The sequence below is a fragment of the Cuspidothrix issatschenkoi CHARLIE-1 genome, from assembly GCF_002934005.1.
Taxonomy (GTDB): Bacteria; Cyanobacteriota; Cyanobacteriia; order Cyanobacteriales; family Nostocaceae; genus Cuspidothrix; species Cuspidothrix issatschenkoi.
Genome location: NZ_PGEM01000010.1, coordinates 1 through 22104, shown reverse-complemented (window position 1 = coordinate 22104; position 22104 = coordinate 1). Strand labels below are relative to the sequence as shown.

Genomic DNA, 22104 nt, shown 5'->3' with positions numbered 1-22104 from the left:
ATCGCCCAAAACTCTCTTCGGTGTTCCCAGTTAAGAGTTCCCTGTTCCCTTGCCCCAACGACAATTTTTAACGCCAACCTACTTACAATTTTTTGACTATAATAATATACAAATAGAGTTTCACAGTAATTCAGTAATAGAAAATAGGCGCTGTTTTTCTAGGTCTTGTAAATGGATTTTTTCTATATACATTGCTTCTGCATAATATTGATCTTTTTCTGGTTCGGTTTGGGGGTCTATTTTTTCCCATTGTTCCATAAAATGACGATAGCGTTTTTCTCTAAATACTCTTTCCATACAAGCTAATGCTGCTTGAATAACATGGGGAGTTCGTAATATTTCTTTTTTGTTTTTTTCATTCAGATGGAATATATGGGAAACTACTTCTAATTCTTCCCCTAATTCTAAATATCTATTTTGTACACTAGAAATTAAATCAACTTCATCAACTGCAAATTCAGCAATTTGCTGCCACATAAAACGATGATGGGAAAGACTAAATTCTAAATTTCGCGTTTCTAAATCTTCAATAATTATTTGTCGTTCTTCGACAGAATGAAGGTAAATTATTAATAATAAGGCTTCAGCTTGTTCTAATAAACTTCTTTCGGTCTTAACTAAAGATAATTTTGCAGCTTTAGGTGTTGGTTTGGTAGGACGATAATTAACAGGTGTGACACTACCAGGTTTAATTTGAGTGAGGAGATTTTCTACTCTTAAAGGTTTAAGTCTACTATCTCCTAAACTCAATATTTCCGCACAGTAAGAAACATAGTAATTAAGCGTATCACTATTAACTATATTTTGCAAGAGTTTAACTATTTGTTGGGTAACTTGTTGAAAGTCTGTTGCTTGTTGTAAATCTCGATTTTCAATAATTTTCTGAATTTGCCAATCTAACCAAAGTGGTGCATTTAATAATAGTTGTTGATAGTCTGCTGCACTATGACTATGTAAATATTCGTCAGCATCTTTACCATTAGGTAAATTAAGAATTTTTAATTGTACTTCCCCTGCATAAGCTAAATTTGCAATTTCGCCAATTGCTCTTTCTGTAGCATTTGTACCAGCTTTATCAGCATCAAAATTGAGGATTAATTGTTTAGATTCTGTATATCTTAATAATAACCGAACTTGTTCTATACTTAATGCTGTTCCCAGGGATGCAACGGCGTTATTAATACCTGCTGCATGGAGAGCGATCGCATCAAAATACCCCTCTACTACCACCGCTTGATCTAGTTTGGAAATACCTTCTTTAGCTTCATCTAAAGCAAATAACATTTTCCCTTTACTAAACAATTCTGTTTCGGGAGAATTGAGATATTTTGGTTGTTCATCTGTTAAAGTTCTACCCCCAAAAGCAATTACTCTACCTTGAATATCCCGAATGGGAATCATTAACCGATCACGAAATACATCATAATATCCGCCCCCTTCTTTGCGGGGTTTAATTAGTCCAGCTTTTTCTACAACTTGCACTGGATAATGTTTACTTTCTACTAAATAACGATACAGTGTTTCCCAACCTGGGGGAGCATAACCTAAACCAAATTGTTGAATAGTTCCTTGTTGAAATTGGCGATTTTTTTCTAAATATTCTAGTGTATTTTGTCCCTGAGATTGTCTTAAAGTGTGTTGATAAAATTGAGCAGCAGACGCAAGAACTGTATATAATTGGTCACGCAAAGATATCTGACGTTGTAGTTCTTGTCTTTGTTCTGGTTCTAAAGTTTGAATGGGAACTTGATAACGCTTGGCTAAATCTAATACTACTTCTGTAAATTGACGTTTGCCCAAATCCATGACAAACTTAATAGCATTTCCCGCAGCTTGACAACCAAAGCAATAATACATTTGCTTATTGGGACTAACTGTAAAACTGGGGCTTTTCTCATCATGAAAAGGACATAAACCTACAAAATCTTTACCCCGTCTCCGCAATACTACATACTCCGACACCACATCAACAATATCAGCGCGGAGTTTAACTTCTTCGATGGTGTCTGGATGTAAACGGGGAATTTGCATAGGGGGTTAATTTAGTAATTGGATTATAATTTATTGATCTTACCAAATTTCTATTAAATGTAATACAAATCCTGGTAAAATATCCTCACCACTTAATCTTTGTGGATTATCTAATTCTTCTACAAGCTGACTAGGACGATAAATATATACTTTCCGTTGTTTTCTATCTATTAACCAAGCTAATTTAACGCCATTTTCTATATATTCTTCCATCTTTTCTTGTAATGGTTTCAAATTATCGCTAGGAGAACGTAATTCAATTATAAAATCAGGTGCAATAGGAGCAAATTTATTCTGTTGTTCTGGGTTTAAACTATCCCAACGTTCTTTTTTAATCCAAGCAACATCAGGAGAAACATCTTTTTCGTTGGATAATTTAAACCCTGTAGAAGAGTCAAAACCTTTACCTAGTTTTGTTTGTTTATTCCAAATTCCCAATTCAACAGCAATATCAAAGTTTCTATTTCCCGTATCGCTACCAGTTGGTGGCATAATTATTAATTCCCCTACTGCTGTGCGTTCAAATCTTAAATCACGGTTATTTTGACAAAGTTGGAAAAATTGCTCATCTGTTAAATTGATATTTAATGTTAGATGAGGAGGTAAAGTAATAGTTGTATTTTTCATGATGTTTACCTCAAGTTACTAATTTGCAAGATCCAGATCCCCGACTTCTTTTTTCTACAATAAATTATAAATTCATGGCAGAAGTCGGGAATCTTATGGTTCTAGAATTCTCCAGCTAAAGCGGGAATACAACGTTCACACAATAATGGATGTTCTGCTGATTCACCTACATGGGTGGAATAATTCCAACAGCGATCGCATTTATGGTAAGATTTACCATCAGATTCATAATCTCCGGCATTGACTACCCCAATATCCCAATTATCTTCACCTTGAACTCGCAGGGTTTTTAATCCTTTTAATGTCTCAGGTGTATCTAATAATTCCACATTGGAAGTTAGGAATAAATACCGCAATTCATCAATTCCATTACCGCTAACATTCAAAGGTTCAATAGCACTGCGTAATTTTTCATCACTCAGATAAATCAAAGCAATAGCTTCTAAAGAAGAACCAATGAGTTTTTCTGTCCGCGCTTGTTCTAAAACCTTATTCACATCGCCACGAATGCGTCGCAGTGTTTTCCAAAATTCCGCTAATTCCGGATTATCCCATTTATCATTTACCTGTACCCAACCAGCTTGGAAAACTGATTTATGAGCCGTTTTATAGGGGATAAATTGCCAGATATCTTCAGCAGTATGACATAAAACAGGAGCGATCGCTCTCGCTAAATTCTCTAAAGCAATTTGTAAAACTGTTTGACAACTGCGACGACGGAAAGCATTGGCAGAACTGATATATAATCTATCTTTCGCAATGTCTAAATAAAAGTTTGACAAATCCACAACACAGAAATTCTGCACAGTTTGGAAAAAGCGGAAAAATTGGAAACTATCAAAAGCTTCTGTCACCTCATTAAACACCTCACGAATGCGGTGTAACATATATTTGTCCAAATCTGGCAAATCATTAAAAGGTACAGCATCTTTTTGAGGATCAAAATCATGCAAACTACCCAACAAAAACCGTGCAGTATTGCGGATTTTATTTCTCACATCAGCTAATTGTTTAATGATGTTACCACCCAAACGCACATCACCAGAATAATCAACCGAAGAAACCCACAACCGCAAAACATCCGCACCATAAGCAGGTTCTTTTTTCTGATCTTTTCCACCTTGAATCATCAATTGGGGATCAACCACATTACCCACCGACTTACTCATTTTCCGGCCATTTTCATCTAATACGAAACCATGAGTTAAAACCGTTTTATAAGGTGCAATGCCATTAACCGCAACACTGGTTAAAAGAGAAGATTGAAACCATCCCCGATGTTGGTCAGAACCTTCCAAATACATATCAGCAGGATAGCATAACTCCGATCTTTGCTTTGCCACCGCCGCCCAAGAAGAACCAGAATCAAACCAGACATCCATTGTATCTGTACCTCGGCGGTAACTCTTGCCATTATTGCGATATGTTTCCGGTAACAACTCCGCTACCGACAATTCCCACCAAGCATCAGAACCATTTTCGGCAAAGATAGCTTGAACATGGTTAATTGTGTCCGCATTCAGCAAAATTTCCCCAGTCGCTTCATCATAAAACACCGGAATTGGCACACCCCAAGAACGTTGACGAGAAATACACCAATCCGATCTTTCTGCTATCATCGGCGTGATGCGGTTTTCACCTTGTGCCGGAATCCAACGCACAGATGAAATAGCTTTTAAAGCCTCTTCCCGAAAACCAGCCACAGAAGCAAACCATTGTTCAGTAGCGCGGAAAATCGTCGGTTTCTTCGTTCTCCAATCATAAGGATACTTGTGAGGATAGGCTTCCTCCTTCAACAGAGAACCCGCTTCACTCAAAGCGTCAATAATCGCTTGATTACCTTCGCCCAAAACATTTAAGCCAGAAAATTTACCAGCCTCATCAGTGAAATTCCCACTATCATCAACAGGGGCAAGAATCGGCAAACCGTAACGCTGACCAACAATATAGTCCTCTTGACCATGACCAGGAGCAGTATGTACCAACCCAGTCCCCGACTCAGTAGTGATATAATCACCACCGACCACCACCGGACTTTCACGGTCAAACAGAGGATGACGATAAGTAGTATGTTCCAAATCCTGACCAGAGAATTTAGCCTTTACCGTTAACTGCATATTCAACTTAGCAGCTAAACCTTCCACCAACTCAGCCGCAACAATCAGATATCTGCATTCTCTCCGCGCCTCTGCATCTGGGCGTGAGACCTCCACCACCGCATACTCCAACGCAGCATTTACAGCCACAGCCAAATTACCAGGAATAGTCCAAGGAGTAGTAGTCCACACAGCCACGCCCAAATCAGGCAAGAAAGCATCCAAACTAGCTTTTAACCCTTCGGCAACCTTAACGACCGGGAAAGCCGCGTAAATACTGCGGGAAACGTGACCTTCAGGGTATTCTAACTCTGCTTCTGCTAAGGCAGTTTTAGAACTAGGACTCCAATGCACAGGCTTTAAACCGCGATAAATATAACCTTTGAGGAACATTTCCCCAAATACGCCAATTTGCGCGGCTTCGTATTCCGGTTTTAAGGTTAAATAAGGATTTTCCCAATCACCCCAAATCCCATAGCGTTTAAAGCTTTCTCGTTGCTCATCTACCGTTTTTAGTGCGAACTCTTTGGCTTTTTGTCGCAATTGCAAAGGAGTGAGATTTTGCCGTTCTGCCTGTTTTATATTTTGCAGAACTTTCAACTCAATGGGCAATCCGTGACAATCCCAGCCAGGAACGTAGCGAATTTTACGACCTTGTAGCAAATGGTAGCGGTTAATAATATCTTTGAGAATCTTATTTAAGGCGTGACCAATATGCAATTGACCGTTAGCATAGGGAGGACCATCGTGCAGTATAAATAATTCGCCGGGGTTGTTTTGTGCCAGTTGAGAATAAATGTTGTTTTCTTCCCAGAATTTTTGAATTTCGGGTTCGCGCTTAATGGCGTTTGCCCGCATATCGAAGTTAGTCTTGGGTAAGTTGACGGTATCTTTGTATTTTCCAGTTTCGGTCACAGTTTCATGCCTAAATGTAGGTGTGCAGGTTATCCGATCAATTATAGGAGATGGTATGATTGTAAGGTGCGGTGAGCGATCGCTTTGCTCGCCGAAGGCATCGCTATATTGATCAGATATTTATAGTCGTACTTTCAGACAATAGATCACATCTGTAGGGAAATATTATATGATTGAAGTAATTGAGATACCAGTTAGTTTGACTTATTTTCAACTTCCTGAAGTTGTACAAGCACGGTTACAATTTTTATTAGATCGTCAAGATGCTGGGGAAGAATTGACTTTAGCAGAAAGAAATGAAGCTGAAGGTTTAGTAGATTTAGCGGAATTTTTATCTTTGCTTTCTTTGCGTTCTCAGCGTATCATGCGGGCGGGATAAATGGGTAAAATTTCAAGTTCATTACGTCAATTAGTTATCCAGCGTGCAAAAGATATATGTGAATATTGTTGTTTGTCTCAAGCAGGACAAGCTGCAACATTTGACATAGATCATATTATTCCAGTTGTGGCTGGTGGTGCAACAACATCTGATAATTTAGCTCTTGCTTGTGTGTCATGTTCACTTCGCAAATCTGCTAGACAAACAGTAACAGATCCAGAAACAAAAAAAGAAGTATCTATTTTTAATCCTCGTTAACAAGTATGGCAAGAACACTTTCGCTGGGATGATGTGAGAGTGGTAGGATTAACAGCTACAGGAACAGGAAATGTTGAAGCATTAAAAATGAATCGTGCGATGATGTTAGCAATTCGTGGAGAAGAGGAATTACTTGGCCGTCATCCACCATTTTAAGCCCCTTCGCTTGACTTGAGAAAACCCAACATTACACATTGGTATTTTGGGGTTAATTTTTTGTTTTTGCAGGTTTACAATATATAAAGTTACCCACAATAGACTTATGACATTAACCCTCAATTTACCACCAGCATTAGAACAGTATTTAATACAGGAAGCACAACAGCAAGGACTTTCTGTGGAAACTTATGCACTCCAACTTATTCAAAAATCTATTTTCCAATTAGAGAAAAATTCATCTCTTGAAGAAACACCCACAGAAATTGTTATTGAAGGTATTCATCAGGGAATAAAAGAAGCATTAAGTGGACAAACTATACCCCTTTCACAAATGTGGGAAGGAATAGATGCAGAATAATAATGAACCACTATCAATTGAAATTGCTCTTACTCCTCGTTTTCAAAGAGATTTGCGAGAACTAGCTAAACGCTATCGTTCCATTCGTAGTGATATTCAACCTTTAATTGATCAACTACAAGCAGGTGAAATTCCTGGAGATAGAATTGCGGGAATTAAATATCAAGTTTTCAAAGTTCGTATTAAAAATAGTACCATTCAAAAAGGAAAAAGTGGAGGATATAGGGTGATTTATTATCTAAAAAATGCTCAAGGAATTATACTCACTACAATTTATTCTAAATCTGATCTAACAGATGTGAGTAATGAAATAATTGAACAAGCAATAGCTCAATATGAAGAAGAAAATACAATTCCAGATCAATAAAAATATAAAATTCAACTACTTGAGTAAATAGAAATTAATGAAAATGCTATTTTATCCTGGAAAGGCGTTATTTGGGGGACGCTACATTATAGAACGAGAACTAGGCCAAGGGGGAATAGGTATCACCTATTTGGCTAAAAACCAACGCGGTGAACTGCGCGTAATAAAAACCTTGAGACAAGAAATTTTAAACCGTCCAGATTTGATAGCTTATCAAGATAAATTAAAACAAGATTTCCGTGATGAAGCATTGAGACTAGCGTTATGTCGTCATCCCCATATAGTTGAGGTAGAAAATGTCTTTGATGAAGCTAGTTTACCTTGCATGGTGATGGAATATATTAACGGTGAAGATTTAGGAAAAAGGATAACTGAAAAAGGGGCGTTACCAGAAGCGGAAGCACTACTATATATTCAACAAATTGGTGACGCATTAACCCTAGTTCATGACAAAGGTTTATTACATCGAGATTTGAAGCCCAATAATATTATGATTCGGGCTGGTAAACAAGAGGCGGTGTTAATTGATTTTGGTATTGCTAGACAATTTGTATCAGGTGAAGTTCAACAACATACACAGAATTTTACTCCAGGTTATGCACCTCCTGAACAGTATTTACCAGATGCAGAACGGGGAGAATATATTGATGTTTATGCCTTAGCTGCTACATTATACGCTTTGTTAAGTGGACAGTTACCTATGCCAGCACCAGCTAGGTTGCAAAATTTCACTTTGAAACCAGTTAAAGATTTTAATTTTGGTATCAGTGACAAAGTGAATGATGCAATTATAAAGGGAATGGCGTTAAATTACAAATTTCGCCCTCAGTCAATCATACAATGGTTGAATTTGTTAGTGGATAATTCCCCTGTTCCTAGTTCTCCACAATTAGAAGTTTATCAAGGCCACATTTCTATTATCGGACCTAGACCTTCTGGAAAAATTACTTATTTAGCAACTTTAGCTTATTTGAATAATTTACTGAAAACCAACTCATCATACTCAATTGAATGTTTGAATGACGACGCTGGATGTTTAGCAGACGATGCTAAATATATTTTAGCTCAAGGAGAGATGTTGTCTCCTATGGGAACACACATCGTAGAAAGGTATTTTTGCTTTAAAATTAAGCTCAATAATGATTTAAGTAAATTTAATCAAAATCAGGTAGAAATTTCTTGTGGTTTGAATATGTATCCGGGAGAATTTTTGACAGGATTATCATTACCTGAACATATAAAAAGTAATCAATATAATGATTGGTTAAATAGTCGTATAGAACAATTAACAGAAACAAAATATCTAGCTTTAATCATTGATGCTACAGCTATAAATGATATTGAAATAGCTCAAAGTCTCACGGTATTAGAAAGAGAATTAAACTTAAGAATTAATCAAGATGATAAACGTCAATATCGCATAGCAGTAATGTTTTCCCATTTTGATTTACCTCAAGTATATCCTTACAAGAATCATCTTAATCAATTTGTTAACCTGAAATTTCCCCACACAAAATTAGCCTTACAAATTTGGAATAATAATTGGAATTGTGCAGTTGCTTATTTTGCTTATTCTGCATTTGGGATGATAGGTAATAGTTCAGAAGCAAATTGTAAAGGCAAGTATGCGGGTATAAAAAATGGCAAAATATGGAAGCCATTTGGTTTAATAGCACCAATATACTGGTTATTAACTGGTAAATATGATAAAAATTTATTAGACCTTTAATCTTAGATTGGGTTGTGGAACGTGAACGTATCCCTGCGGGACACTGCGTGAACGCGGAACAATGGAACGAAACCCAACACCACTTATTAGTATTTTAAAATTAATGTTGGGTTTCATTGAGTGTTGGCTTTGGAAAATGTGGAAATATCTACATCAAATCCTGTATTATTTAATCGTTTAAATAAATCCCGCATACTCGTTAAGCTATTATCCAGAGCATAAGCCAACCAAGACTCAACAAAAAGACGGCTGTTTAAAACAGGATAATCATTTTTGGGTAGTCCTCCCAGGATATTTTTGACAATCTTGGGAAATGAGTTTATGATCATGATTAATCAAAATATTTTAATCCTTCGCCCAAAATTTAACGTATTTTGGGCTATTTTTATCAGGATTTTCTTAACATTCAACACTTCTACTATTAAATCTTTTGTCCTGTATAAATAGAACGTACTTCACCATTACGGCGAATAATTGCTTCCCCATTAGTTACATCTACTAATATCCAACCGGTAGACCCAATATTTTCACCGAGATTGATTCGGCGAGTGACACCATCCATTTCAAATAAAGCTACGGATTTTTTCCCTAACTCTAGTAACCCTTCCAACTGTGCAGAATAAGTAGGTGTATAAACTTGCTGTGGAACATTAACAGGTTCTTTTACTGGTACTAGTGGGGCAATAGTTGGCAGTTTTGGAGGTGCAAGTTTAATCCCTTGGGGATTAACCTCTGTTGTATTAATTTTGGGTTGAGGTACTGATGGTAAAGGATTTACAGGTGTGTTTGTTACGCCAGAATGTGCTGATGGTGGGATGGGAACTGGGGGAACAGGTGGTAATTTAGAGCGGGGGGGTTCGGACTGATAAACAGGAATATATATGCGTTCCACCACATTGGGAGGAGTTAGACGGCTGGGAGCCGGTGAGATATTATTAACTGCCAGGGGTAAAGGTAAAGTTGGCGTGGCTTGAGTATTGGGTAAGGGTAAGGCAGTTGTTTTATTATTGTTTGTTCCTTGCTGCTCAATAACAGTCAAGGCTTCTAACATATAATTTACTAAATCTAGTTGGCCATCTGGTTTGACTGCCACAGGTGATGATGTCTGGATAGCTGAAAAACCATGATTTGTTAGCTGGGTGGTTACAGTTGTCAATAAACCAGACTCCATGACGTAGACTATCCCCAAGGCAGTTCCAGTTAAACCTAATCCCATCAACATCAGTGTAGTGACGCTGCTCTTCTCTGGTTTAGTTTTGTCAGTAATAGCCCGAACAGATGGAGAACTGACTACTAACGTGGCAGTTTGTACGTTTTTAACTGCTGGTGGAGATTGTAATGGGATATGGACGGCTGATGGCAGAACTACATCTGGCATTTTGAAACTCATTGTTTGCCCAGATATATATTCTTGTCTATCTCTAGGATAATTGCGCTTGTGACGACCATCGAGAATGCTATCAAGATCATTAAAAAGTTCGTCCATTAAGTCTTCAGCATAGCTTTCTATTGTCCAAGGTTCGTTAGGAACAAAATCTATGATTAAGGTCGCGCCGGTGCGATCGGTGACTTTGGAAGCAGGTAAATTACTGGAGGATTTAGGTAACATAGCCTTTTTTGATTGTAGTCGAAAATATATTAGGTGAGAGGTTGCAGGTGTAGTAGCGCTGTCTGTTTGCTCTTAACTATGTTTCAAATAAACGTATGACATGATATTAAAACAACCCTGCCACTGCTGTAAAAATTGACTAAATTGTTTAATTACAGCAAATTGCGAGTCAATGAGGTACAAACTAAAAACCAAAACCCAAACAGCAAGTGTGTTTCACCTCCTGCCTCCTGCCTTCTGCTGTAAACAACTGATTTTGTGTGTTGTCAGTTGAGGATTTTTATTTGAGCTAATGGTGTTAGATTGTACACTGTTTTGGGAATTTTGATCATCTGGGATCATAAGAATTATCGCAGTTTTTAATTAGGGTTTCAACTGGAGGGAATTCCCAAAAATCAATGATGCAACCAACTAGGATCTAACTGCTGGCGTTTGGGTAAGTTGAGCCTGAACTAGTTTGTTTTTGGCTATTTCCAGATATATCAAAAGAGCATTGATGTCGGCTGGGTTCACACCGCCTATTCTGGCAGCTTGGCCAATAGTTAGGGGTTTAACCTGATTCAGTTTTTCTCTCGATTCCTTAGATAAGGTATCAATTTGCGAGTAGTCTAAATCACCAGGTATTTGGCGATTGGCTTGACGAGCAACTTGTTCAATTTGGTTTTGCTGTCTGGCTAGATAACCGGCATATTTGATATCAATTTCTGCCCCTTCTTTTTCCGCTCGCTTGAGGGTGGGGTTGCCGATGCCGTAGCGTTCTAAATCTATGTAATGAATACCAGAGCGCCGCAATAGGTCAGCTAGGGTAATAGATCCCTTAATTGTTTGTTCGGTATCTTGGGCGATCGCTTGCCCTAGGGGATCATTCTCTTTAATTCTCGTCCCATGCAAGCGTTCTTTCTCTGCGGCAATTTGGGATTGTTTTTGCGTAAACAAATCCCAACGCCGATCATCTATTAAGCCAATTTCTCGCCCCAAGGGTGTCATGCGTAAATCAGCGTTATCAGAACGTAGTAGTAACCGATACTCTGAACGGCTGGTGAGCATTCGATAGGGTTCGCGTAAATCCTTTGTACATAGGTCATCAATTAATGTCCCGATGTAACTTTGTTCACGGGGAAAAATAATCATTTCCTCGTTTCTCACAAACCTGGCTGCATTGATACCCGCTACTATACCTTGAGCCGCAGCTTCTTCATAACCAGTAGTACCATTTACCTGGCCTGCACAAAACAATCCGGTAATTTTCTTGGTCATCAATGTGGGATAACATTGAGTAGCGGGTAAATAATCATACTCCACTGCATAGGCAGGACGTAACATCACACAGTTTTCTAAACCGGTCAAACTCTGCAACATCAATATTTGCAAAGTTTCCGGTAAGCCGGTAGAAAACCCTTGAATATAAAGTTCAGGAATATCTCTGCCTTCTGGTTCAATAAAGATTTGATGACTTTCTTTATCGGCAAAGCGAACTATTTTATCTTCAATGCTAGGACAATAGCGTGGACCCTTGGCTTCTACCCAACCACCATACACCGGTGAGAGGTGTAAGTTTTCCCGAATTAAGCGGTGAGTTTCTGTAGTGGTGCGGGTCATGTGACAAGGAAGTTGTTCCCGTTCTACCCATACTTGAGGATCAAAACTAAACCAGCGCACCTCTTCGTCCCCTGGTTGAATTTCCATTTTACTGTAATCAACGGAACGTTTATCTACCCGTGCTGGTGTGCCGGTTTTCAGTCTACCAGTTTCAAATCCTAAGCGGTTGAGGGTTTGGGTTAAACCTTCGGCGGCAAATTCTCCCGCCCTACCTGCGGCCATTGATTTGTTACCCACCCAAATTTTGCCACCTAAAAATGTGCCTGTGGTGAGAATGACGGCTTTGCAGTGGAAGGATACACCAAAATAAGTTTGTAAACCAATAATTTCATCATTACTATTCAGGATTAAATCTGTCACCATGCCTTCCCGAATTGTCAAATTTTCTTGATTTTCGACAATTCCTTTCATAATCCGCGCATATTCTCGCTTATCGGTTTGCGCCCGCAATGCCCATACCGCCGGACCCCGTGAAGAGTTGAGGATGCGTTTTTGCAGATATGTCCGGTCTGCCATTTTACCAATTTCCCCACCTAAAGCGTCTATTTCATGGGTTAATTGGGATTTGGCAGGGCCACCAACTGCGGGGTTACAGGGTTGCCAAGCAATTTTATCTAAATTGAGGGTTAATAGCAGAGTCCGACAACCGAGGCGGGCGGTAGCAAGTGCTGCTTCGCAACCGGAGTGACCTGCACCAACGACAATTACATCATAAGCATCTTGGAATTCTACGGAATTGTGCATGGTCATAAGCTGTGGAATAATTAAGAAGTTTAACAAAAACCATTTCCCTATTTTATCTTATGGGTTAGTGTATCTTTGACTGGAATCGCTCCCCTCATCACAGATATTGCTCTGATATAAATCAAAAAGGTAGAAGTCATGAAAGAATGAACCACGAAGGAAAGAAGGACACGAAGGGAAGAGAGTTAATAAAGGTTTTCAGAGGCGATCGCACTCTTCTAGTTTATCCCATGCGATCGCTTGACTCGCTGAAGGTATCGCTTTCATGCAAATAAAAAAGGTGGGTTAATAACTGATTATAGCTTTTTTCAAAAACCTTCCTGACTTTTATAATCATATTTTAAATTCTCGAAAGCTAGTTATTATACAGGATTTATCAGGATACTTTTCCAAATATATACGCAACTACAAGCATTATTTTCAAATTGTCAACGAATTGGCAGCTTACGAATACGTACAGAATTATCATCAATTGTCAGTGCTGAACCTTGACTAAGTTCTTCCTCTAACAGAGGTAAAACTTCCAACAATCTTTGTGTAATCACATCAGGTTTTGCAGAAGATAACCGCAATGTAACCAAACTTGGTTGATTATACTTACCAACAGCTATCAACATCGAAAAATCTAAGTCTTGGGTGATAATAATTCGACCTTCAACTCTTGCAAGTTCCAAAATATCTATATCAGCCGCAGTTGCAGGAAGCAAATCTGTACTCCGCAAAATGTCATAGCCCTGCAATTTTAAAGCTGCTACTGTTAGAGGGGAAATATGTACATCAGCAAGAAAGCGAAGGTGATTCATGCTGATGGAATACCTATAATTTTATCTGAAACAGTCCAAGCGGCGTAGTTTAAAGCCTGTCGGATATCTTCATCCTCTAATTCTGGATAAGCTGCTAAAACTTCCTGAACCGAAAGGTTACTAGCCAGCAATTTCAGGACAAAACCGACAGTAATCCGCATTCCTCGAATTGTTGGTTGTCCGAGGCAAACGTTAGGATTAATAGTAATACGATCTAATTGAGCCAGCACTGTAGGACTCCTGAAATATAAAAATTCTTTCTCTATTATATTACTATCCATAATATTCACCGTGATTTAAGGAGTCGTGGAAATTGGTTAAGGATGGGAAACCAACTTTGAGAAAAACCTTTATCTAAGATCCCCGACTTTTAAACATTGGTTGATTAATTTATTGACATCATTCAAAAAGAAATCGGGGATCTATGTTACTGTTAAACGGCTTTTTGATGTTTAACTTCCACTACAGTATGCACATTTCCGCGAGGAGTAAAATCGGCTTTTACAGTAATTTCTAAAGGATCACAAGCTGCAACTACATCATCTAAAATTTCATTGGCGGTTTCTTCGTGGGAAATGTAGCGATCGCGGTAGCTGTTAATATAAAGCTTGAGTGCTTTCAATTCCACTACCCTTTGATCAGGAATATAGGTAATATAAATAGTTGCAAAGTCTGGATACCCAGAAAAAGGACATTTACAAGTAAATTCCGGTAGGGTAATACTAATATCGTAGCGTCGGCCGATGCGAGGGTTAGGAAAGGTAATTAATTGTCCTTCCGCTATCTCGCGTTCACCATATTTCATTTCTGGGCTGGTTGGGGATGCAGTTTCCGATGCAAAGTTATTCATAAACTGGTAAAAAAAATGCAGAGATTCACAATTATTAACTTAACAGTTTTTAACAATTATCCCCAACTTGAAAGCTAACTTACTCTATTCCCTGTTCCCAGTCTGGACAATGTTCATCATCCCAACCCTGGGGGTGCATAGCACAAACTAACAAATTACCGCCATAGACTTGACCATGATAGTTGCTACAACCAATACAAGCGGCATTTTTTTCTAATGTAGCTTCTACTGTGTATGGAAAACCAGGATCTATATCTTCGGTGATGTCTTCTAGTTCCCAGAACATTTCCAAAATTGGTTCTGCTAAGTCTTGGAAAAACTGTTCCTGTAAGGTAGCAAAGGCATCTACATCAGCAACAAATGTGCTTTGTATTTCTTCGGTGATTTCTTCCGTGAACTCAAAAAAAGTATCTACCATGTCATTTATTCCCAGGAAGAACTGTTCTACTTCATCAGCGACGGTTTCAATCATGTCTATTAAGTCTTTTTGCCACTGTTCCATACACTTACTTAATATCCTTACTGGCTAAAAACATGATGCTTAACTCCGTCTAGCTGGAAGCATAAGAATAAGCGGTAGATAATCCACCTCAAACAACTATGAATATAACACCATTTTTTTGGGGATGAAGTGTTAATCACATCCAAATTCAAAAATTATGGCTGGTGTCTAAGGGTTATTTTGTAACCTTTTTAACTCTTCCTGTAGTTCTAATACTTGGTTGCGTAGCTGATCTACGTTATTAATATTTCCTTCTTTTACTTCTTTGACCGTTGGTTCTTCTTCAACGTCTAGAATTTCGATGCGGCGAGGCTCACTAGGGGCCGTTTTTTGAGGGCTTTGCCCAGATGTTTGCTGCTGTTGCGCTTGCTTCATCATATCTTCGACGAAGTGGCGAGCTTCTTCTGTGTTCATCTCGCCTTTGGCTACCATTTCATCTGCTAGTTTTTGGACCTGCGATCGCAGTTCAGCTAATTTCCCCCCAGCCTTCTCACCAGCGTAGGAGGCTAAACCAACGCCAAGATAAAAAGCTTTTTGTACAATATCACCAAAACCAGGCATCGCTTCTGAAAGCTCCTACAAATAAGGCGACCCGGAGGCTACGCCTACCACAAGCATCCCTTATTGCTGCTACCTTCCGGTCCTGACAAGATTTGGGCGTTGAAGTTGCATAGATCCAGGTCTCTTGCTATCATAACACTAAATTTCCAAATTTGTGTACTATTCCACAACAATTCGCCATTCAAAAAGTTGATAAGTTACACAACCGTTATCTATCAAGGGATCAGCCAATACTATCGCTTCTGCTTCATTCATTGATGATGCTTCAAATAACATCATACCACCACCTTTTTGCGCCCAATAACCAGTTTTGGCTCGGTGTCCTTTATCAATTAATGCTTGTACATAAGCTTTATGGGCGGATACATATTGATCAAAGATGGCTTTATCTACTTTACCAGTTTCGATTTTGACAAACCAAGGCATAGGCAAATGGGATTATGGATTTTTAATCTTATCATTTTCTGTATAATTACTGAGATAGTAATTATTTTCAGGTAATTTACTATGGAGCTAGACATAACAAGGTTTTTTCAGGCTTGCAACCCTTCTGAAACTTTTATGAAATAAATTACGTAATAACCAATTGTGACAGTTAAGAGTGCCGAATGTGGGCTAGAATACTAAAAGTGATTTGATTGAAGGTAACTAATATTAGTTAGTTAGCCCTCTAAATAGGTTTAGTATCTATTCTATTCAAAATAAATGTAAAACGGGCTACATTTTATCATAAAACACCATAAATATTCATTTATCGTCTTTCTTATCGGCAAGTTGTGTTAAGATAAATCCAGAGAAATTAGTTCGGTACTACTGATATTGTTAACAACAATATCAGTGTGTTAACCGTTTAATATTTCTGCATCAATGGATTTTTGGAGAATTTCATGTCAATTTACGTAGGGAACCTAGCCTACAGCGTCACACAAGATGACCTAAGTAAAGTATTTGCTGAGTATGGTTCTGTGAAACGAGTTCAGTTACCCACGGATAGGGAAACAGGCCGTCTGAGAGGCTTTGGGTTCGTAGAAATGGAATCAGAAAAAGCAGAGGAAGCAGCTATTCAAGCTTTGGATGGTGCTGAATGGATGGGGCGTGTTATGAAAGTTAACAAAGCTCGACCACGGGAGGAAAAGGGCACTCGTCCAGGAGGCGGTGGCTACTCTCAACGGTAAATTAAGTTTTTAACTCAAAAATCATAGCCTCAACAGTTCAGTAATGCGCTGGACTGTTTATTTTTGGCTTGTTTTGGGATATTTGCGGATCTAACAAATCAAAGTATATAAATTTTTAACTGTTTAATATAAAAAGATCAATGCAATTTTAGTGAAAAAGTATAGATAGAATGAACTTGTGTTAGCCCTAATGTCTAATCGCTAAAACCTATATATCTCATGGATTTTGCTAATTTTGCATCCCAGTTAAATGCTGGCACGATTTTACCAGAGGGAATTGTCATTCTCACCCTCTTAGGGGTTTTGATTGTGGATTTGATTTTGGGGCGGACATCTTCCCGCTGGATAGGATATCTGGCAATTGCTGGTTTAACAGCGGCGGTGATCGCTCTCTACTTCCAATGGGATGGAACTAATTCCATTGGCTTTACTGGTAGCTTTAATGCTGATGATTTGAGTATCGTCTTTCGCGGTATTATTGCACTCTCAGCGATGGCGACAATATTAATGTCTATTCGCTATGTTGAACAAAGTGGTACTGCTTTAGCGGAATTTATTGCCATTTTGATGACTGCGACTTTGGGAGGAATGTTTTTATCAGGTGCTAGTGAGTTGGTAATGATTTTCATCTCCCTAGAAACCTTGAGTATTTCCTCTTATTTATTGACAGGTTATACAAAACGTGACCCTCGTTCCAATGAAGCAGCGTTGAAATACCTGTTAATTGGTGCTTCTAGTACTGCTGTATTTCTATATGGTGTGTCTTTACTCTATGGGTTATCCGGTGGACAAACAGAACTAAATGCGATCGCTAATGGTATAGCAGCAGCAAATATTAGTAAATCACTAGGCTTAGTGATTGCTTTAGTTTTCGTAATTGCGGGTATAGGGTTCAAAATTTCTGCTGCTCCTTTCCACCAATGGACACCTGACGTTTATGAAGGCGCACCCACGCCAGTTATCGCCTTTTTATCCGTTGGTTCTAAAGCCGCAGGATTTGCCCTAGCTATCCGCCTATTAATCACTGTGTTCCCCATGGTGGCTGATGAGTGGAGATTTGTCTTCACTGCCCTGGCTGTCCTGAGTATGGTGTTGGGTAACGTTGTTGCTCTAGCCCAAACCAGCATGAAACGGATGTTAGCTTATTCATCCATTGGCCAAGCCGGCTTTGTAATGATTGGCTTAATTGCCGGAACTGATGCTGGTTATTCCAGTATGATCTTCTACTTACTGGTATACCTGTTTATGAACCTGTGCGGCTTTAGCTGTGTGGTTTTATTCTCTCTAAGAACAGGAACAGACCAGATCGCCGAATATTCTGGCTTGTATCAAAAAGACCCTCTGCTGACACTAGGTTTGAGTATTTCTCTCCTATCTTTGGGTGGTATTCCCCCACTAGCTGGGTTTTTTGGCAAGATTTATCTATTTTGGGCAGGTTGGCAAGCTGGTCTTTATTGGTTGGTTTTACTCGGTTTAATTACCAGCGTGGTTTCTATCTATTACTACATTCGTGTAGTTAAGATGATGGTAGTTAAAGAACCTCAAGAAATGTCTGAGGTAGTGAAGAATTATCCGCCTATACGTTGGGATTTGCCAGGGCTAAGACCGTTGCAAGTGGGGCTGATAGTAACTTTAATAGCTACTAGTATCTCTGGAATTTTATCCAATCCTTTGTTTAATTTGGCTAATAATTCTGTTACTAACACCCCTATGTTACAAGCAACAAAAGTTGCAAGTACAAAAGTTAGTGTAATTACAAATCAAGCACCACAGGAATTTTAGGTAATTGGGGATTGGGGATTGTTACAGCATATTTCATTCAAATGAGGTACAACCATAATCAAACAAACTTTTGTGGTGCGGGCATCTTGCCCGCAAAATGTGTACCTCATACCTTCGCAAACTGCTGTAATAATCAACAGTCAACAGTCAACCGTTAACAGTTTTTTGTGTTTGTAATTCTTTTACAGGTTGAGGATAGTCCCAGATTCCGCACCCCCCAGTGTCACAATCGGTAATTATGGCTAACGCCACGCTCCGCTATCGGATTTTTGAAGACCTTCGAGGATAATTTTGATCCAAAATGGTCTAATTTTTAGGTAGCGATAGCGAAGCGTGGCTGCAAGCAGTTCGCCAATCTCAAATCCCCAAATGACCATTTTTCGTTGTGTGACAGTTTAGGGTGCGGAAGGTGGGTTCAATCCATTGTCGGAACAAATATCAACTAGCATCACTAATTGATTTTGCTAGACAATGATTTTTTACCATATTTGCAACCCTTAAATCTTCATAAGCAATTCAGTTTCCGTTTCTAAATCACAAAAATTAATCACCCTGTAAGCGGGAGCATCGGTCGCTGAACCGATTTTGATTAATCCAGTTTCTGACTCAAATTCTAGTTTCCAATTATTCTTAATTCACACTACAAAATATTTGTCTTTTTGCACTAACTCTTGCATAAAATTTAGCCCCGCAAATCCTCTATCCATTACCCCAACTGCATCTAGTGGTAAATTAGACATCATTGATGAACCGAATTTATAATCATGGTCATGACCAAAATTTATCAAATTATCTTCTGGACTGCCTGTTGACAGATTGAGGGAACTAAACAGTTTAACTTGATGATAACCTAGCACCCATAGCAACTTACTTGTCAATGTAATAATTGTTGAATCAATTGGACATACTGCATATTTATCATGTAACTTTTTCTGGACTTTATTCTGGACTAATTGATTTAATTGATGATAAATTTTCTGGAATACTTCTTGACTTCGATGAGTGTTAGCTTTGGAAAATGTGGAAATATCTACATCAAATCCTGTATTATTCAATCGTTTAAATAAATCCCGCATACTCGTTAAGCTATTATCCAAAGCATAAGCCAACCAACACTCAACAAAAAGACGGCTGTTTAAAACAGGATAATCATTTTTGGGTAGTCCTCCCAGGATATTTTTGACAATCTTGGGAAATGAGTTTATGATCATGGTTAATCAAAATATTTTAATCCTTCGCCCAAAATTTAACATATTTTGGGTTATTTTTATCAGGATTTTCTTAACATTCAACACTTCTGTCCGTTGCCTATTTACTTTTAAGTGTTTGTTAAGCCTTCATCCCTTATCTAAAGCCCAGATGTGGCTTCCTGAGTCAGCAGCACCTTCAAGGGTTTTCGGCATTTTCCTTGTAAATCAATAATCGGAATTGAATCTTGAATATGATCTATGGCAGGTTGCAAATTTCCAGCAATAAATCCTCAAGGATTATTAATTTCATGAGCTACCCCGGCAACTAAATTACCCAAAGCAGACGTTTTTTCTTTTTGTACTAACTCAGGTTGGTACTTCGACTTCGCTCAGTAACGAATGGGTAATAGGTAATTGGTGATAAAACCCCTGTTTTTATCCTGTTGATCTTTTAATCATGGATATTCTAATTCTGACAATGCGCCTAACTAGGAACATACGTTAAATACTCAAAAAATCTTGCCGTTTTTGTTAGCCAAGTAAACTTAGCATTGCTCAATCTATATCCTATCAGACTGGGGATTTAAGACGGCAAGAATTATTACCCAACATAAAACTACTTAATTTTCTGTTTAATGAAAGTCACAACCTGATTAAGTTGTTTCTTTAAGCCTTCTATTTCTGCTTGCATTTTAGTAATTTTATCATTGAGAGCTTTGATTTCTGCGGATGAGTCTACTACATTTACAGCAAGTTTAGCAGCAGCAGTTTCTGGCGTAAGAGTAGCTGGGGGTGAAGCTATATTTTTACGGGTAAGTTTAGATTTTCCAATTGCTGACTTAATTGCCCCCATGAGTTGTTTTTGATCAAAGGGTTTACCCAAAAATTCAAAATACTCAAATGGTTCTGGCAGTTTTTCCGTTACTTCTTCCTTACGGCCTGACATCACCACCAAAGGAATCTTCTGTAAGTCTGCTTGAGCTTGAATTTTTTGGTAAACTTCCCAACCACTCATTCTAGGTAATAGAAAATCTAGCATGATCAAGCTAACTTTTTCCTTACAGATCAGATTGTATCCTTCCAATCCATCTTTAGCCTCGATTACCTCAAAATTACCGGGAGGTAACATTTCTCGTACTTTTATGCGGACAACGGTAGTGTCGTCAATAACTAAAATTTTGTTACTTGGCACAACTGATTACTCTACTAAGAATTTTATGTTTAGATGGCTGATTGCCGATTGCTGTTAAGAATTCTCTCACTATATCTAAAATTTATGTAGATTGGGAAAGAGTACTTTTTAGCACAAACTTTAATAAAGGCAAGTGTTGGATAAAACTAACTTATACTCGATATATTACCAGTTGAGATTATAGTTTTAACAATTACACACAACTCAATACTTTTTACTGAATTCGATCAAAAATATGACTTGCACCATTTCTTTGCAAAGTTGCATATAATTTACCCCCCGACTTCGCGGTCTCTCCTTACTAAGGGAGGACTACAGGGAGGTATGTGCATCTTCATAAAAAATTGGTATTACGCTTAAAATTTCTAGGAGATAATGAGATAAAACTACATGAGTCAGAACACAGAAACGATTTTCAGCAAAATCATTCGTAAAGAAATTCCCGCGAACATTGTTTATGAAGATGATTTAGCCTTGGCCTTTACAGATGTTAACCCCCAAGCACCCGTTCACATCCTAGTGATTCCCAAAAAACCCATAGTTAGTCTAGCTACCGTCGAACCTGAAGATCAAGGTCTTTTAGGACATCTATTATTAACAGTCCAAAAAGTTGCCGCAGACGCAGGACTAGAAAACGGTTATCGAGTAGTCATGAATACTGGTGTTGATGGCGGTCAAACAGTCCATCACCTACACATACACATTCTTGGCCGTCGTCCTATGGCATGGCCTCCCGGTTGATCAGCATAAGGCACAGAAACTAGATTTCTGTGCCTCTCCACACATTAGAAAAACTGATAACTGTTATAACCAATACTTTAGTTAAATAACTTTACAAATAGAAATATTTTGCTTAATATAAGTTCATAAGGTAGAAACACCTACCGAAACATACATAACTCAAACGCAATCATAAACACATGACCACCACCTTACAACAGCGCCAAAGCGCCAACGTATGGGATCGCTTTTGCGAATTCATCACCAGCACAGACAACCGCATCTATATCGGTTGGTTCGGCGTACTGATGATACCTACTCTTCTCTCTGCTATCGCTTGCTTCGCCATTGCATTCATAGCTGCTCCTCCCGTTGACATTGACGGTATCCGTGAACCAGTTGCAGGTTCATTACTCTACGGAAACAACATCATTTCTGGTGCAGTAGTTCCTTCCTCC

Annotated in this window: 20 protein-coding genes, 1 other RNA gene and 3 pseudogenes; 9 read left to right on the top strand and 15 right to left on the bottom strand. The window is 38.5% G+C overall.

Going from position 1 to position 22104, the window contains the following annotated elements; genetic code table 11:
- Positions 1-120: 120 nt before the first annotated feature.
- The 3 genes from dnaG to ileS all read right to left on the bottom strand — a co-directional run bounded on the left by dnaG (position 121) and on the right by ileS (position 5669).
- On the bottom strand, positions 121-2031 hold the full coding sequence (dnaG, locus tag CUN59_RS01570) for a DNA primase (protein WP_104386190.1): 1911 nt from the start codon (positions 2029-2031) through the stop codon (positions 121-123).
- A 39-nt stretch (positions 2032-2070) separates the two neighbouring features.
- Positions 2071-2658: a Uma2 family endonuclease gene (locus tag CUN59_RS01565; protein WP_104386189.1), complete on the bottom strand. Its 588-nt coding sequence runs from the start codon at positions 2656-2658 to the stop codon at positions 2071-2073.
- Between the two features lie 101 nt (positions 2659-2759).
- Entirely contained in the window at positions 2760-5669 is a 2910-nt protein-coding gene (ileS, locus tag CUN59_RS01560) for an isoleucine--tRNA ligase (RefSeq protein ID WP_104386188.1), read from the bottom strand.
- A gap of 169 nt (positions 5670-5838) precedes the next feature.
- Here ileS and CUN59_RS01555 point away from each other — a divergent pair, with 169 nt between their 5' ends.
- From CUN59_RS01555 to CUN59_RS01535, 5 genes are all read left to right on the top strand, one after another.
- Positions 5839-6048: a hypothetical protein gene (locus CUN59_RS01555; RefSeq protein ID WP_104386187.1), complete on the top strand. Its 210-nt coding sequence runs from the start codon at positions 5839-5841 to the stop codon at positions 6046-6048.
- Positions 6049-6306 (top strand): HNH endonuclease, encoded by a 258-nt coding sequence (locus CUN59_RS21835; protein ID WP_243406830.1) that lies wholly within the window; start codon positions 6049-6051, stop codon positions 6304-6306. It begins immediately after the preceding gene.
- A gap of 262 nt (positions 6307-6568) precedes the next feature.
- Complete coding sequence (locus tag CUN59_RS01545; protein WP_104386186.1) at positions 6569-6823, top strand: hypothetical protein; 255 nt, start codon at positions 6569-6571, stop codon at positions 6821-6823.
- Positions 6813-7190, top strand: a complete 378-nt coding sequence (locus CUN59_RS01540; protein ID WP_104386185.1) for a type II toxin-antitoxin system RelE family toxin — start codon at positions 6813-6815, stop codon at positions 7188-7190. The genes CUN59_RS01545 and CUN59_RS01540 overlap by 11 nt, the downstream gene beginning before the upstream one ends.
- A 43-nt stretch (positions 7191-7233) precedes the next feature.
- Positions 7234-8919 carry a serine/threonine protein kinase gene (locus CUN59_RS01535; protein WP_104386184.1) on the top strand — a complete coding sequence of 562 codons (1686 nt, stop codon included), beginning with the start codon at positions 7234-7236 and terminating at the stop codon, positions 8917-8919.
- Positions 8920-9041: 122 nt separating this feature from the next.
- On the opposite strand, the pseudogene CUN59_RS01530 reads toward CUN59_RS01535, so the two are convergent.
- From CUN59_RS01530 to CUN59_RS01485, 10 genes and pseudogenes are all read right to left on the bottom strand, one after another.
- Positions 9042-9248, bottom strand: a pseudogene (locus CUN59_RS01530) (IS4 family transposase); the annotation flags it as partial.
- A gap of 92 nt (positions 9249-9340) precedes the next feature.
- Positions 9341-10528, bottom strand: coding sequence for a hypothetical protein (locus tag CUN59_RS01525; protein ID WP_104386183.1), 1188 nt, complete (start codon positions 10526-10528; stop codon positions 9341-9343).
- Positions 10529-10939: 411 nt separating this feature from the next.
- Positions 10940-12877 carry a tRNA uridine-5-carboxymethylaminomethyl(34) synthesis enzyme MnmG gene (gene mnmG / locus CUN59_RS01520; protein ID WP_104386182.1) on the bottom strand — a complete coding sequence of 646 codons (1938 nt, stop codon included), beginning with the start codon at positions 12875-12877 and terminating at the stop codon, positions 10940-10942.
- Positions 12878-13299: 422 nt separating this feature from the next.
- Positions 13300-13674, bottom strand: coding sequence for a DUF5615 family PIN-like protein (locus CUN59_RS01515; RefSeq protein WP_104386181.1), 375 nt, complete (start codon positions 13672-13674; stop codon positions 13300-13302).
- Positions 13671-13955 (bottom strand): DUF433 domain-containing protein, encoded by a 285-nt coding sequence (locus CUN59_RS01510; RefSeq protein WP_438501796.1) that lies wholly within the window; start codon positions 13953-13955, stop codon positions 13671-13673. Before CUN59_RS01510 ends, CUN59_RS01515 begins: the two co-directional genes overlap by 4 nt.
- Before the next feature lie 152 nt (positions 13956-14107).
- On the bottom strand, positions 14108-14524 hold the full coding sequence (gene queF / locus CUN59_RS01505; protein ID WP_104386179.1) for a preQ(1) synthase: 417 nt from the start codon (positions 14522-14524) through the stop codon (positions 14108-14110).
- 79 nt (positions 14525-14603) lie between these two features.
- Positions 14604-15026 (bottom strand): hypothetical protein, encoded by a 423-nt coding sequence (locus CUN59_RS01500; protein ID WP_104386178.1) that lies wholly within the window; start codon positions 15024-15026, stop codon positions 14604-14606.
- 168 nt (positions 15027-15194) lie between these two features.
- Positions 15195-15587, bottom strand: coding sequence for a phasin family protein (locus tag CUN59_RS01495; RefSeq protein ID WP_104386177.1), 393 nt, complete (start codon positions 15585-15587; stop codon positions 15195-15197).
- Positions 15588-15612: 25 nt separating this feature from the next.
- An RNA gene (ffs, locus tag CUN59_RS01490) (signal recognition particle sRNA small type) lies at positions 15613-15709 on the bottom strand.
- Positions 15710-15746: 37 nt separating this feature from the next.
- On the bottom strand, positions 15747-16013 hold the full coding sequence (locus CUN59_RS01485) for a YciI family protein (RefSeq protein ID WP_104386176.1): 267 nt from the start codon (positions 16011-16013) through the stop codon (positions 15747-15749).
- 461 nt (positions 16014-16474) lie between these two features.
- Between CUN59_RS01485 and rbp the strand changes: the two genes are divergently transcribed.
- Both rbp and CUN59_RS01475 read left to right on the top strand, forming a co-directional pair.
- Complete coding sequence (rbp, locus tag CUN59_RS01480; protein WP_104386175.1) at positions 16475-16762, top strand: RNA-binding regulator; 288 nt, start codon at positions 16475-16477, stop codon at positions 16760-16762.
- Positions 16763-16981: 219 nt separating this feature from the next.
- Positions 16982-18544 (top strand): NAD(P)H-quinone oxidoreductase subunit N, encoded by a 1563-nt coding sequence (locus CUN59_RS01475; protein ID WP_104386174.1) that lies wholly within the window; start codon positions 16982-16984, stop codon positions 18542-18544.
- A gap of 515 nt (positions 18545-19059) precedes the next feature.
- On the opposite strand, the pseudogene CUN59_RS01470 reads toward CUN59_RS01475, so the two are convergent.
- Positions 19060-19755: pseudogene (locus CUN59_RS01470) on the bottom strand (transposase); the annotation flags it as partial.
- Between the two features lie 595 nt (positions 19756-20350).
- Positions 20351-20926 carry a response regulator gene (locus CUN59_RS01460; protein WP_104386173.1) on the bottom strand — a complete coding sequence of 192 codons (576 nt, stop codon included), beginning with the start codon at positions 20924-20926 and terminating at the stop codon, positions 20351-20353.
- Positions 20927-21316: 390 nt separating this feature from the next.
- Here CUN59_RS01460 and CUN59_RS01455 point away from each other — a divergent pair, with 390 nt between their 5' ends.
- Positions 21317-21667 (top strand): histidine triad nucleotide-binding protein, encoded by a 351-nt coding sequence (locus tag CUN59_RS01455; RefSeq protein WP_104386172.1) that lies wholly within the window; start codon positions 21317-21319, stop codon positions 21665-21667.
- A 179-nt stretch (positions 21668-21846) separates the two neighbouring features.
- Positions 21847-22104: pseudogene (locus tag CUN59_RS01450) on the top strand (photosystem II q(b) protein); the annotation flags it as partial.

What these genes read in the sequence shown, in the direction of transcription:
- CUN59_RS01485 (WP_104386176.1), bottom strand. Translation starts at nt 16,013, where the DNA reads ATGCCTTGGTTTGTCAAAATCGAAACTGGTAAAGTAGATAAAGCCATC.
- CUN59_RS21835 (WP_243406830.1), top strand. Translation starts at nt 6,049, where the DNA reads ATGGGTAAAATTTCAAGTTCATTACGTCAATTAGTTATCCAGCGTGCA.
- CUN59_RS01500 (WP_104386178.1), bottom strand. Translation starts at nt 15,026, where the DNA reads ATGGAACAGTGGCAAAAAGACTTAATAGACATGATTGAAACCGTCGCT.
- CUN59_RS01535 (WP_104386184.1), top strand. Translation starts at nt 7,234, where the DNA reads ATGCTATTTTATCCTGGAAAGGCGTTATTTGGGGGACGCTACATTATA.
- CUN59_RS01540 (WP_104386185.1), top strand. Translation starts at nt 6,813, where the DNA reads ATGCAGAATAATAATGAACCACTATCAATTGAAATTGCTCTTACTCCT.
- CUN59_RS01555 (WP_104386187.1), top strand. Translation starts at nt 5,839, where the DNA reads ATGATTGAAGTAATTGAGATACCAGTTAGTTTGACTTATTTTCAACTT.
- CUN59_RS01455 (WP_104386172.1), top strand. Translation starts at nt 21,317, where the DNA reads ATGAGTCAGAACACAGAAACGATTTTCAGCAAAATCATTCGTAAAGAA.
- CUN59_RS01495 (WP_104386177.1), bottom strand. Translation starts at nt 15,587, where the DNA reads ATGCCTGGTTTTGGTGATATTGTACAAAAAGCTTTTTATCTTGGCGTT.
- CUN59_RS01545 (WP_104386186.1), top strand. Translation starts at nt 6,569, where the DNA reads ATGACATTAACCCTCAATTTACCACCAGCATTAGAACAGTATTTAATA.
- CUN59_RS01515 (WP_104386181.1), bottom strand. Translation starts at nt 13,674, where the DNA reads ATGAATCACCTTCGCTTTCTTGCTGATGTACATATTTCCCCTCTAACA.
- CUN59_RS01565 (WP_104386189.1), bottom strand. Translation starts at nt 2,658, where the DNA reads ATGAAAAATACAACTATTACTTTACCTCCTCATCTAACATTAAATATC.
- CUN59_RS01510 (WP_438501796.1), bottom strand. Translation starts at nt 13,955, where the DNA reads ATGGATAGTAATATAATAGAGAAAGAATTTTTATATTTCAGGAGTCCT.
- mnmG (WP_104386182.1), bottom strand. Translation starts at nt 12,877, where the DNA reads ATGACCATGCACAATTCCGTAGAATTCCAAGATGCTTATGATGTAATT.
- dnaG (WP_104386190.1), bottom strand. Translation starts at nt 2,031, where the DNA reads ATGCAAATTCCCCGTTTACATCCAGACACCATCGAAGAAGTTAAACTC.
- CUN59_RS01475 (WP_104386174.1), top strand. Translation starts at nt 16,982, where the DNA reads ATGGATTTTGCTAATTTTGCATCCCAGTTAAATGCTGGCACGATTTTA.
- CUN59_RS01525 (WP_104386183.1), bottom strand. Translation starts at nt 10,528, where the DNA reads ATGTTACCTAAATCCTCCAGTAATTTACCTGCTTCCAAAGTCACCGAT.
- queF (WP_104386179.1), bottom strand. Translation starts at nt 14,524, where the DNA reads ATGAATAACTTTGCATCGGAAACTGCATCCCCAACCAGCCCAGAAATG.
- rbp (WP_104386175.1), top strand. Translation starts at nt 16,475, where the DNA reads ATGTCAATTTACGTAGGGAACCTAGCCTACAGCGTCACACAAGATGAC.